8 protein-coding genes are annotated in these 14,004 nt (G+C 38.2%); 1 reads left to right on the top strand and 7 read right to left on the bottom strand.

Annotated elements, in window-relative coordinates:
* Window positions 1-10 precede the first annotated feature (10 nt).
* From QNH29_RS13830 to QNH29_RS13805, 6 genes are all read right to left on the bottom strand, one after another.
* Window positions 11-712, bottom strand: coding sequence for a hypothetical protein (locus tag QNH29_RS13830; protein ID WP_283865327.1), 702 nt, complete (start codon window positions 710-712; stop codon window positions 11-13).
* Between the two features lie 42 nt (window positions 713-754).
* A complete protein-coding gene (locus QNH29_RS13825) occupies window positions 755-2,026 on the bottom strand; it encodes an MFS transporter (RefSeq protein WP_283865326.1) in 1,272 nt (423 codons plus the stop codon).
* A gap of 45 nt (window positions 2,027-2,071) precedes the next feature.
* A complete protein-coding gene (locus tag QNH29_RS13820; RefSeq protein ID WP_283865325.1) occupies window positions 2,072-3,976 on the bottom strand; it encodes an alkyl/aryl-sulfatase in 1,905 nt (634 codons plus the stop codon).
* A gap of 346 nt (window positions 3,977-4,322) precedes the next feature.
* Window positions 4,323-5,531, bottom strand: a complete 1,209-nt coding sequence (locus tag QNH29_RS13815; RefSeq protein WP_283865324.1) for an iron-containing alcohol dehydrogenase — start codon at window positions 5,529-5,531, stop codon at window positions 4,323-4,325.
* A gap of 45 nt (window positions 5,532-5,576) precedes the next feature.
* Window positions 5,577-7,097: an aldehyde dehydrogenase family protein gene (locus QNH29_RS13810; protein ID WP_283865323.1), complete on the bottom strand. Its 1,521-nt coding sequence runs from the start codon at window positions 7,095-7,097 to the stop codon at window positions 5,577-5,579.
* 64 nt (window positions 7,098-7,161) lie between these two features.
* Window positions 7,162-8,673 carry a long-chain-fatty-acid--CoA ligase gene (locus tag QNH29_RS13805; RefSeq protein ID WP_283865322.1) on the bottom strand — a complete coding sequence of 504 codons (1,512 nt, stop codon included), beginning with the start codon at window positions 8,671-8,673 and terminating at the stop codon, window positions 7,162-7,164.
* Between the two features lie 139 nt (window positions 8,674-8,812).
* Between QNH29_RS13805 and QNH29_RS13800 the strand changes: the two genes are divergently transcribed.
* Window positions 8,813-9,730: a LysR family transcriptional regulator gene (locus tag QNH29_RS13800; RefSeq protein ID WP_283865321.1), complete on the top strand. Its 918-nt coding sequence runs from the start codon at window positions 8,813-8,815 to the stop codon at window positions 9,728-9,730.
* Between the two features lie 64 nt (window positions 9,731-9,794).
* Here QNH29_RS13800 and QNH29_RS13795 read toward each other — a convergent pair whose 3' ends face one another.
* Window positions 9,795-13,931: a S8 family serine peptidase gene (locus QNH29_RS13795; RefSeq protein ID WP_283865320.1), complete on the bottom strand. Its 4,137-nt coding sequence runs from the start codon at window positions 13,929-13,931 to the stop codon at window positions 9,795-9,797.
* Window positions 13,932-14,004 lie beyond the last annotated feature (73 nt).

The following is a 14,004-nucleotide window of genomic DNA, read 5'->3' as shown; positions in this document are numbered from 1 at the left end:
TCTCCTTAAATTAAGATTCTTCCGTCTCTTCCATATATTTATTTAGCGGGAAGATCAGTTCTTTGAATTGTTTTGCAAATAGATTGACAAATCCTTTTTGATATTCATAGAACGGATTTGCAGCTTGTTTAATACTTTTGATATATTGCAATCTTTCTTTTTTTCTAAGTTCAATTGATTGATCAATCATTTCTACGAAATTCTCCATGTTCTTCCAGCTTGAAATGGTTTGACTTGGAGTTTTTAGAAGAGATACTAGTGAATTTTGAATATGATCAAATTGCGCATTTATTTCTTCATAAGATCTATTTGGAAAGAATTGCTGCAGCAGGGTTGTTGACATTAAAAATTCATCTCGAGCAGTCTTTTCCCATTGAGTAACTTCCTTTGTAAATTGCTCTGTTATTGACTTTAGATTCGCCTGACTCCGCTGGAATCTATTAGAGATTCGTCTCACCTCACTTAAGAAGACTTCATCACGATGTTCAGCACATTTTGCCCATTCATCTAATTCTTGAAATTTAGAATTCCAGAGCATGTCTAGGCTAGAAAGCGATTCTACATTTTCCCCATCGATCGTCATTTTCTCGACGTGATTCTCCGCTGCCGCAGATTCATTTACAGTTTCTACTGTTTCATCTGCCTTTTGTAATTTTTTTCGTGTTTTCGTTTCTTTCAATGATTCTTTTTGATTCTCTTTTTTTGCTGTCATTATACTCACACCTTTTATAAAAATTAATAAATCCAATTGCCACTAGAGGTTCACTATTTTATGATCATTCTCCGCCGATACTCGTTTTTTGGGTCTTCCGAAAAGGAATACAAGTATAGCTGCAATCACCATAGCAACAGACATTCCATAAATGGATACATCATAACCTCCTGCTGGGTTTGTACCAAAAGTTTGAATGAGCTCTCCAAAAATAAGAGGAGCAACAATACCAGCTGAAGACATAATTCCATAATAACTACCTGCCATCACACCTCTCCGTTCGGGGAGTAAACTAATGACTAAAGCCGGATTTAGTGTGTTAATGGTGACAACTAATGCATTGACTAGCGAAAGGATGATGATAATAGAACCATATCCATTCACGAGAGGATAAAGCGCGTAAAAACTCCCTGCAAGAATGACACAAATACCAGTAAATAGAATTCTCGACGTCCATAAACTTTGAGTTTTTTTGTATAAACGATCGGAACAAAAAGCAAGGAATATACCTAAAAGTGCCCCCATTAATCCGGAGATTGCAATTACATTTGCTGCCTGTTGTTCCGTTAATCCCTTTACTTTGATAAGATATGCAGGATTAAAGGTAAGACCAAAGACAATAATAGAATAGGCAATAAATGCAACTAAGATTGTTAAAATAAAGATTGGAGATTTTAAAGCCCTCCACACTTCTTTCACATTTTTCTCTTGTTTGTTTTCCTGACTACTTCCCTCTTCTTCAAATGAATCATCTGGTCTAAGACGTCCCAACCATAGCCAAGCTATTAACCAAAGAAAGCTACAAATACCAGAAATAAAAAATGCTTGTTTCCACCCGTAAGAGGAAATTAGAAAGACCATTATCGGTGCTGTTACAGCGATTCCGACAACATTACCAAAATTAATAATCGATATCGCAAAAGCACGTGACTCTGGTTTAAACCATTTACTTATATGACTTACTGCCGTTGCAGAAAAAGCACCTTCCCCAGCTCCTAGTAATACTCTACTAACTATCAATAATGGTAAACTTGATACAAACAGCACCATCGATTGTGCGATTGTCCAAATAATCGCCATAATCGCTAGTAGTTTACCTGTGCCCAACCGATCCGACAAAGCACCTCCTATGATTCCAGCTATGGAAAACAACCAAAAAAAACTACTAGCTACTATTCCAAACTGAGTTGAGGTGAGGTCTAAATCCTTCATAATATGGATACCGGCTAATCCTGTGATGGACTTATCAGCAAAATTAACAATTGACATGATAAACAGTGCAAGTAAAATAATCCATTTCGCCCAACGTTTCATCCAATTTTCAGCCCTTCCTCAAGTACATCCATTTTTTAGTACGATCTATGGTGTTACGATATTGATAAAACGGTCGAACTCATCAAATAGTGATAAAAATTGTTTCAGTTTCGTTTGGTCACCAGAAATCAATAATTTACCTGAAGCAACTGCTTGTTCAGGTGAAAGAACACCCATTCCAATTCCATAGAATATTAATTGATCAAGAATTAATGAAACATCTGGGTTTGCGTCTACCATGCCTTCTTTATAAATCAAAACGGAATTCTCTATATAAATTGCATATTTTTGGTTAGAATCTGATAGAGTTACATTCAACGTTATTTTTTTCCCATCTGCTTTTGGTCCGTTTAGTTTAACCGCCATCAACTTTAAGAAATCATCTACTGGCATATGGTGAACGATTCCAGAAACATCTAATGGGGCATGATCGTTAATCATTCCATTTCTTAGTTCGGTAGCACCAACAAGATAAATATTCCGCCAATTGGCTGATTCCGCTTGGTAACCTAATTGTTCAAAGGCATCGGCCAATAAATGTTTGGCTTCTGTATTATCCGGATCGGCCATTACGACGTTTTTTAATACTTGAGCTACCCAGCGGTATTCCCCATTTTCAAAGTCAGCTTTTGCTTTTTCCAAAATAGCAGCTGCTCCACCCATGTATTCTACATATTTAAGACCCGTTTCCACTTGTGGTAATGGATCTAAATCAGATGGATGTGCACTATAATAGCCTAAGTAAAAATTGTAAATCCCCTTTGAATTATGCTTTAATGTACCGTAATACCCGCGATTCCCCCAATACATATCCAATGATTTTGGCAGTTTGATGGTTTCAGCTATTTCTTCCATCGTTAAACCATGATTCGCTAAACGCACCGTCTGGTCGTGCATATATTTGTATAAGTCGCGCTGCAATTTCAAATGTCCTAAAGCCCGATCTTTGCCCCAAACAGGCCATGCATGGATCATGAGCAAGGCATCAATCTCTTCTTGTTCAAATAAATCAATCGTCTTATCGAGTGAATTTGCCCAATGCAGGGCATCCCTAGTTTTAGCTCCTCTTACCGTATAAATTTGGTGCATCAATTGATTAGCATTCTCTGAAACAAATAAAGCTTTGTAATCAGTGATATAAAAATGCATTTCAGCCGGTGCTTCTGTGTTTGGGGTTAACAAAAATTTAAAAGTTACTCCATCAATTTCCATCGTTTGGATTTCGTTTTCTATTTCAAACGTTGGCAGCGCAAAACTCATACTCCCAGAACTCATTGTAGAACCAATACCTATAGAAACAGAGCCCGTCTCACCGTCTGGTATATTTTTACCAAACTGATACTCTGCTCGGCGCGCCATGATTGTACCTAAAAGAACATTTTCACTTAAGGCTTCTTTTGTAAAATGTTGTGGTACGATAATTGGAATTGCCGGATCTGCCGCATATTTTAGAACGGCTTGAATTCCCCCAAAATGATCCGCATGACTTTGACTGATAATGATAGCTGAAACTGGCTTTCTTGGACGATGTTTATAATATAATTCCATTACAGCTGTCGCCGTTTCCGTACTTGCTGATGTATCACAAACAATAACTCCTTGTTTTCCTTCAATAAAGAAGGTTGTGGCGATTGATTGTCCACGAACTTGATAAACACCTTCCACCACTTCAAATAAACCGGATATAGCCTGTAATTGTGCATTTCGCCAAAGACTCGGGTTCACTGTTTCTGGAGCAGCGTCGTCAAGAAATTCCAACTGATCGATGTCCCAAACGACTTCCCCAGAATGATCTTTAATGATGGTAGAGTCTAACGGTGCAATAAAACCGCGGTTTGCATCTAAGAAATCCTGTCGATCATTAAAATTTAGTGATTCATAGACTGCTAAATTTGCCTCTTTTGTAAATAAAGTGGCAGACTTAGATTGAGTAAATACTTTGCTATTCATAAGAACCTCCAAGGATTGTTGTTTTTTAAACATTAAGCTTTGTTAAATTTCATTGTTGATTATTAATACACCTATATAAAGGTTGATGAAAGACAAATCGGGAGAGTTCCCAGTGAGATTGGTCCTTCATAAGCATGATGAAAGACAAATCAGAAGATTCCTCATTGAGTTTAGTCATTCATAAGGATTTCCGTTAGAAAAATCAGCATCTTTCTTTAAACAGGGCCCAACACTAAAAAAGGAAAACACTTTTGACTTCCCGGCAACTAATGTCCAGTCTGGCGACCATACATCAACAGGAGGTTTTCAAGTGTTTTCCCTTATTTCAAGATTTCCACTGGTCGTGTTAAGCCTCTATTGCTTTTAACTCGAACACTTCATTTATCACTTTGGTGATAATGTCTGCTGGTATCTTGAAGAAAACTCCTGCTGGGTCATGGTGAATTGCCGGCACTAAAAGGTGCAGCTTATCTTCGTTACAATCAAATTCTGCAAACGTGTCAGGTAAATTTACTGCTTTGCGTAGATCTCTTATATATTCGATCACTTCCGCTAAACATTCTTCCGGTTGTTCTGAGGGATTCACAATCCCTAACGCCTGTGCAAATCCATTGATTCGCGGTAAATAGTATGCAGGCAAAGATTCCATCACATTTGGCAAAAGCACAGCATTAGCCAGTCCATGTGGAATATTGAATTTTGCCCCTATCGCATGTGCCATATTGTGAATTGGAACAGCATTCAGACATAAACAGAAAGCAGAAATGGCCATCGAACTTGCCATCAGCATATTTGCCCTTGCTGAGATATCGCTCCCGTTGTGTACCGCAGTCTTTAAATGATCAACAATCATCCGAATCGATTGGAGGGCATAGGCATCTGTCATCGGATTGGCCTTCGGTGAAAAATAGGCTTCCACTGCATGTGTCAAGGCGTCAAATCCTGTAAAGGCAGTGATTTTAGGAGGAAGACCTACCGTTAAATCCGGGTCCAAAATCGCCATATCGGCATTGATAAACGGATGAAGAAGGTTTGTTTTCATTCCAAGCTTTTCATTCAGAATGACAGCTACCGGTGAAACCTCAGCACCAGTTCCTGCCGTCGTTGCAATGGCAACATGCGGAATTGGAATATATTGTGCCTCCGGCCACCATTCCATCACATTACCAGTAAGCAGCGCATCACGAATATCATCCAAACCTTTATGAATCATCCACTTGATCCCTTTTACTGTATCCAAGACGCTGCCTCCGCCAAGAGCAATGAAAGAATCTCCATTGCACTCTTTAAAGAAACGGGCTCCGCGATTAATAATTTCACCTTTTGCGTCCTGTTCGATATCTTCAAACACACCCACAAGCTGAGGCATTCCAGGCATGAGTTCAAACAATTCAATAATTTTCTTTGTAATACCAGCTTGTGTTAAGCCTTTATCTGTGTATAGCACTGCTCTTTTACCGCCAAGCCCTTTAATCATCTCAGGAAGTAACGTTCTAGATCCTGCCCCGCTATTGACAACTGTTCTTACAGAAAATTGAAAAAATGATGTCGACATAGAATCACCTGCTTCTTTATATTTTTATTAAGAAATGAATCTGGATTATCCCAATAACATTTGATACCATGTTCTTTGGCTTACTTCAGGTACTAGTGAGCAGTGAACATGCTTGACTTGAGAATATTCGTCCAACGCATGGCGTCCTAATTCCCGGCCAAAACCACTTTGCTTGTATCCGCCAAACGGAGCGTCACTTCGGAGCATGTGCCAATCATTAATCCAAATCGTACCAGCCTTCAATTCACGGGCAATTTTCATTCCTTCGTTCACATCCTTCGTCCAAACACCACCTGCTAATCCATAAATCGTATCGTTCGCGATTTCAATTGCCTCTTCAACGGTGGAGTAACGAATGACGGAGAGAACAGGACCAAAAATTTCTTCTCTCGCAATCTTCATGTCGTTATGAACATCAGCAAAAATGGTAGGTTCAACAAAATATCCATTTTCAAATCCTTCTACGATTCTACGCTTTCCGCCGCAAACCAATCGCGCCCCTTCTTGAATACCGGATTCAATATAAGAAAGAACAGTATCCAATTGTTGCTGTGATACCAACGGACCCATACCTGTCGCGATATTTAATGGATTTCCAATTGTAATCGTGCTTGCAAGCTTCGATAATTGTTCAATGACTTGTTCATAAATGGAATCATGTACAAGAACACGAGTGCCTGATTCACAAATTTGCCCAGAGTGTGATAAGAATCCGAATAAAATTCCTGGAATGGTTATACTCAAATCCGCATCCGGCAGCACGATTGCTGGTGATTTCCCGCCTAACTCAAGAGTTACCCGTTTCACCGTTCCAGCTGCCATCTGCATAATACGGCTGCCGACTTCTGTAGATCCGGTAAACGCGACTTTGTCTATACTTGGATGAGTAACAAGGGCTTCTCCAATGCTTGCTCCTGGACCAGATACAACATTGAATACACCTGCAGGTATTCCTGCTTCAGCAGCCAATTCCGCTAATTTCAAGGTAGATAATGGCGTATTAGATGCTGGTTTGACCACAATCGAGTTCCCCATTGCCAGCGCCGGAGCCAATTTCCACATAGCCAAAATCATTGGAAAATTCCATGCGGTAACTGCCGCTACAACTCCAATCGGTTCCCGCCAGACTTGGTTATTGCTTGGTCCAGGGAATGGTAAAGTAGGAAGGGATTCGACATACGGATATTCAACTGTGAACTTTGCTGTTTGCTGTAAGAGATCAACAATGGTTAAGATGTCCATATTTGAAATACGGCGAAGTGTTGCCCCCGAACTAATAGATTCTAAGTATCCCAATTCTTCCGCATGTTCCATAATCTTGTTTCCAAATTGGATGAGTACGTTCGCACGTTCTTGAGGAGTTTTTTTAGACCATACCCCCGAATCAAAAGCCTGGCGTGCAGATGAAACGGCCGCCTCCACATCTTCTTTACCGGCTTTCGCCACCTTTGCAGCGACTTCACCGGTTGCAGGGTTTACTACCTCAAACGTTTCTCCGCTTTTCGCTGGTTTCCATTCCCCGTTTATAAAGAGTGGAAATTCCAATGTGTGCACAGCTGCTTTCATAGCCATTCCTCCTATTAGTTAAAAACCAATCATTATTTTTATAAAAGTTCCCTACCCTATGAAACTAATTAACTTCCACTTGCTCAATACGCAAAGCTCTTCTCATAATCTTACCTGTGCTATTCTTAGGTAATTCCTTCATAAATTCCATTTGTTTTGGCAGCTTGTACTTGGCAAGTTTGTCTTGGCAGAAAAATAGGATGTCATCCATTGTAATGCTCTCATCATTCGTGACCACGAAAGCCTTGACGATTTCTCCGTATTCTTTATCCGGTATTCCAATCACTGCACTTTCCACAATGGCCGGGTGTTGGTATAATACCTCTTCGACTTCTCTCGGATAGACATTGTATCCACCAACGAGGATCATATCTTTTTTCCGGTCAACGATATAAATGTATCCTTCTTCATCCATTCGAGCCAAATCACCCGTGTAAAACCAGCCATCTTTCAAAGCAGAAGATGTAGCTTCTGGCATTCCTAAATAACCCATCATCACATTAGGACCATTTACAATTAATTCACCGATTTCTCCTCTTGGAACTTCCATTCCATTCGAATCCACTACTTTATTTTTTACTTCGGGTATATCTATACCCACAGAACCTGGTTTACGCGTTCCTCGTAAGGGGTTGAAGGCTGTCACGGGAGCTGTTTCAGAAAGACCATACCCCTCTAAAATAGAAACCTTATATTTCTCTTCGAATCTATGTAATAATTCAACAGGAATCGAAGCACCGCCTGAAAAACATGCCCGAATCGATGAAAAGTCTTCTGCAGTCGCTCCTGGAACCTGTAACAGAAAATTAAACATGGTGGGAACTCCGGCAAATAATGTCGCTTTCTCTTTTCTAATACTGTTTATTACTTCGGTTGGGCTAAATTTCGGTACAATGATAATGGTAGCCCCGCATGCAATCGGAATGTTAATGCAAGTCGCTAGACAAAACACATGAAACATGGGAAGAACAGCAATGATACGATCTTCTTCGGTGTACTGTGCAAGCTTGGTCATCGAAGAAGCATTGGAAGCCAAATTTCGATGGGATAGCATAGCGCCTTTCGGCTTACCAGTTGTGCCTGAAGTATAAAGAATGACCGCCAAATCATCTTCTTCAATGGAAGGGCTTTCAATTTTTTCGTTTGAATCAAGAATAAGACGCTCCCAAGCCCATTCGAACTCAATCGAATCTGTGTAGATAACCATTTTCAAATCTTTCAGTTGTTTTCTCAATGGAGATATTGAGGCTTCTAACGACGAGTCGGCAATCACAGCTTTTGCTTGGCTATTCGATAGAATATAGGAAATTTCTCCTGAAGTATAAGAAGGGTTTATCGGTACAACCACTGCACCTGCTCGAAGAATTCCATAGTAAGCAATTAAAAACTCTGGACAATTCCCTAGCATGATCGCTACTTTATCACCTTTTTTGATTCCTCCAGCGGATAACCCCGACGCAGCAGAATCTACTAAACTATCAAGTTCTGCATACGTCGTTCTTTCATACAGATACGTATAAGCGGTACGATTTGGAAATCTTGCTGCACTGTACTTTAAATTCTCATTTAAATTCATACTTCTTCCTCCTTTTATAATATTTTTTAGAAAATTATTAATTGCTTGAATTAATTATATATATAATTTACACTTAAATAAATCAACCATTAATGAAGTTAATATAAGTTGTGCTTCTATATTTAAAGGGGAGAAAACAATGCATATTGAACAATTAGAATACATTGTAAAGGTTGCTGAAACAGGATCAATTTCGATAGCAGCAGAAAAACTTCATGTTTCACAATCGGGAATCAGTCAATCAATTACTAGATTAGAAGATGAATTGGGTGTTAAACTATTTACACGTCACCGTCGACTTGGCGCCGTTCCAACTGCTGAAGGCAAGACGTTAATTAAAAAGGCATACGAGGTATTAGCAAGACTTCAAGAATTTAAAGAGGAAGCCCAATCTTTCAACAGTGTCATTTCGGGAAATTTAAAGTTATCATCGATCCCTGGCTTTATGTTGTTCCTGTTAGAACCTTTATCTTCTTTTAAAAACGCTTTCCCAAATGTGAATATAGAAATCTCGGAAAAAAGCACACAGCTCATTATTGAGCATGTAGAAAATAACCAAATTGATATTGGCCTCATCACGATTTACGAGGAATTAATAAAAAAAAGAGATGATTTACGATTTGAAGTAATACTTGAAGGAGAGATGAAGGTGTATGTCAACAAAACTTCTCCTTTAGCTTTAACGAAATCGATCACTCCCCAACAATTAATGACTCAAAACGTAATTTTATATAACGGTGATTATGTGAAACGCTTTGCTAAAGATTTAATAAGTAAATTTGGGCCAATGAATATTTTATTTACCTCTGATAATACTGAAGTCATAAAAAAGGCAATTTTAGAGGGATTAGGAATCAGCTTCGGGCCAGATTTTTCTCATAAAAATGATCCTCTCATAGTAAGCGGCGAAATCGTTCCTATCGACATCATCCATTACGAACATGAAAAAATAGGTGTAGGTTGGGTACGATCGGAGAATAATCTTTTTTCCATTAACACAAAGAAGTTTTTAGAGCATTTCAATTTCCATTCTCGAATGCAGACATATTCAACTTAATGATTAATGGAAAAGAAAACTCCCTTTCGAAAGTGAAGGGAGTTTTCTTTATGAGACTAAATGATTAATTAAACCGTGTTTTTAATTCTTCTAGAGTAAGTTTACCTATTTTTTCAACTGGCTTATTGGTAGTTGAGAAATACGGATTTGCTGTCATAAAATTCTTTTCAATATAGTTAAAGTCGATAATGTCTACAACTCCGTCTTTGTTAAGATCTTCTTTTAATCTATCACCAGTATTTCCTGCATTATTAGCAACTAGTTTTGCATCATAAATATCAATGACATGATCTCCGTTAATATCACCTGCGGGAGCTGTATCTGTATACAAGCTATAGAAAATACCTTGAACTTTTCCATCAATGTTCCTGCTTAACTTGATTTTTTTGTGGTATTCGTAATGTCCAGGGATGTTAACCACTAACGTATATTCATCTTCTATTGCAGGGATATCTACTATTGTCATATAACCATTTTCATCAATCGAAGCTTTATACTGCTTTCCTTTTTTATCTACTACATAAGCCTTTGTACCAATCTTTGAAAAATCTAGATCATAGTTCTCATAACTCAATGCTTCGCCATGATAGTATCCTTCTACCATGGAGTGCTGAGAGATGAATTTAAAGCGATCAGCGTAAGTTGGTAACGTATACTTGTCTCCAGTCGCTGACTGGTAAGATGATTCTTGATAATAGAATCCACTTTCCACAAAATAATTCAGGTCATTGATAACTTTTAGCGTGATATCTAACAAATTAATATCGCCATTTATGGAAACTGGAAGATTACTCTTCTTGTCGGTGATTTCCACAGCAAATGTTGAAATTTCAGACCAAGTGTTTGGTGTAACCTGTGGCTTTGCTACACGAACATTCCAATTATTTTTCTTTGCTAAGTCATCTAATTGTTGTGATGGTTTGACGTCTATCACTTTATAGAAATTTGGAATATCGATGGTAACATTAGCACTTGTTAGATCAATAGCGTTTTGAACCGAAAACGTATTTACAAATTCTGATCCAAGACTTACACCCGTGGTAGTTGTTTTGATTGTTGAATATTTATCACCTTTATTAATAAATGTAAAGCTTGGAAAAATCGGATTTCCTGCTGTAGCGTAATCATACGTATAGACGGCTACATTTGTTGGATAATTTGCATATTCTTCTGGTAAGACACCAAATTTAAAGTCGCCATTTGCTGTTGGAAAAAATTGCGCTGTTGGCCAGTAAGAATCTTGATAAGCATAGACCGTATTTGCTTCTTGTGTGATGTCATGCCCTCTGCTTTTTAAATAGTCAATCGTATCATCATAAACATTCCCATGAACCCAAAATGCTTTGTAATCCTGTCCATCATAATTCTCTGTAGTCAAATCCTCATTTGATAGTTCATGAATACCTGTTTCTTTATCAAATTTGACTGTTGGAGCGGTGTTATCTACCACCATGTCATGATCTATTTTATATGTTTTACCATCTACACCTGTGCCAATATAGGAAACAATGTATTTACCTTCTTTTAGAGGTTCATATTCAAGTGATAAAGGTTTATTTGGATCATCAGTAAAATATTTTACTTCACCGGAAAATCCAACAAACATCAAGTATTCAATATCAACGGCTGCCCCCTCTAGATCATATGTGCCCCACAGGCCAATTGGTTTTCCGTTTAAATCACTGACAACAACATCAAGGGTTTTCATTTCACTATTTAGCTGTAGGGTGGCTGGAGTAAACGGCAAGATATAGGGATGAAAGTTGCTAAGATCATTCGTGATGGCATGTTTAAATAATTCTAGTTTCTCGAATCCGCTGTTTGCATATCGGACATGGAACGGAATTTGATATTCGGCTGTTTTTGATTCATTTTCTATATAAATATACCCCTGATAAATACCAAATTCTGCATTGGCTGGCACATTGATGCTGGCGTCAACTTGAACACTATCATTTCCATTGACTTCAATAGTTGAAGGTAATTGAAGGGTCACACCACTTTTGCTGGCATCTTTTGATACACCATCAATGGTTAAAAACTCTACTCTTGTATGATAGGTTTCTGTTTGACTATTACTATTATTTATTTTTATCGAAGTGATTCTGCTCTGAACTTCTCCTGTTTGTGCCATACTTCCAAATGGAAGTGAACCGGAAATGTTATCGACTTGCTTTTTAAAACCTTGCTCATCCAATGTAATCGTTTTATTTAGCACTTTAATTAAAGTTGTATTGTGGACTGCTTCATAGGCATCCACACGTCCTGCTCCAACCTCATTAACATTGTACGTACGCCCTTTTAATGGATCAGCGGTATTCATTAGCGCTGCTTTGACATCGGCAACTGTATAATCTGGATGTGATTGTAATAATAATGCTGCAATCCCAGCAACATGTGGTGTTGCCATGGATGTTCCACTTAAACTCGCATAACCACTTGAATAATCGACACCATCTTCAGGACTATTAATATATTCTGGTACTGTGGAGAACGTAGATACCCCGGGTGCTACAACATCTGGCTTAATATCGAAGTTATTACTAACTGGTCCACGTGAGCTAAAATCTGCTAACACATCTCCAGTTGTCATATTTGATTTAAAGTCTGAAAATCCAACAGGGGTTGTGGGATCTGCTTTTAATTTTTCAACAAGTTTTACTCCATCGTCATGCAACATTTTAAATGTTGGAACATATCCATGATTTTCGCCCAGGAAAAATGGAATCTCTCCTTCCTCATTATTATAGATTAATACCGCTATAGCGCCTTTTTCATGGGCACGTCTTATTTTTTCATCAAATGAAATGGTGCCACGTGAAATTAATACTATCTTTCCGTTGACATCCTTGTTGCCATAATCCTCTTCCGTACCCATTCCTACCTCAACCATCTCATATTCTTTATCCAATACATTTAAATAATCTTTGCCAAGTCCGTGGCCCATTAATGTATTTAAGACGGATATATCGCCTAAGCTGGCTGTAATCGTAGGGATATCAGTTGGAACATCACTTGCCCCAACGGTGATTGCCAACGGAGATGAACCAGGTGAACCTAGAGTACCTGGGCTTGGCCCGGCATTTCCTCCAGCTACTACTGGAACAACACCACTTAATGCCGCATTATTGATGGCAACAGATGTTGCATCGAGAGAATTATTCATACTATTTCCTAGTGATAAATTAATAACGTCCATCCCATCTTCTACAGCCTTCTCTATTCCAGCTATCACCCATGAATCTAACCCGGAACCATAATGACCTAATACACGATACGCATACAAGTCAACATTAGGAGCTACACCCTTCATGGCATATTCAACATTATTCTTGGGGTTTGATGCAATGGTCCCTGCAACATGGGTGCCATGTTCCGTTACAAAAGGAATCCCATCGATAAATTCAGGCTCTCCAGAAGCTAATCGATCTGCTGGCGTCGATTCCATTGGGTCAGCATCATTATCGACAAAATCATATCCACCTTTAAATACATCTTTTAAATCGGGGTGATTATAGTCAATCCCTGTATCAAGCACTCCTACTTTTATCCCTTGTCCACTTATATTTTCATCGTGTAATTTATCTACGCCTAAATGCGGGAGTGCTGGAGGTACTGCTTTGGTGGTTGAATTTTCCTCATTTATGGACTCAATCTTTGGCAGAGTGATCACATTATCTTTCCAAATCCGTTTAACAACACCTGTTTCAAGAAGCGTGTTAATTTGATTGGTTGGAATCGTCATTGCTATACCATTAAATACATTTTCATATGTATGTTTTATTTGAAATGGTATGGATTCTTTATTTACTTTTTGATTTGATTGCTCTTTGTTGAAAAGTTCAACCAAGCGATTTTTAAAATATTCTTGTTCTCCTCTAATTTTTTCTTTTTTGTTTTTAGATGAGCCCTTTAATTTTGATTGTTTAGTATTTTCAATTGGTGAAGTTTTTAGTTCAACAATAACATTTGCTGTCTTTTCCTTTAATGACAATAACTTTGGATCAATAATAAAACCTTCCTGCGGAGTTAATCGCTTTATAGACTGTCTTTGCTCTTCAGATAGTCCCTTTAAAATCGATTCAGCAGAATTCGTATTTGCATAAGCTTTAGGTTGAGGTATGACATATGAGGTTAAAACAGATGATGCCATTATGCCTGTTAACATAACATTCAAAAGTTTCTTCTTACCATTCTTCATCTTTAGACTCTCCTTCTACCTATCTAATTCCTGAAACTATTATTCTATCTTTCTCTCAACATTAGAAAACGCT

It is taken from the genome of Neobacillus sp. DY30 (assembly GCF_030123065.1).
Taxonomy (GTDB): Bacteria; Bacillota; Bacilli; order Bacillales; family Cytobacillaceae; genus Neobacillus.
The sequence above is the reverse complement of the archived record's forward strand: the minus strand, read 5'-3'. Positions and strand labels throughout refer to the sequence as shown.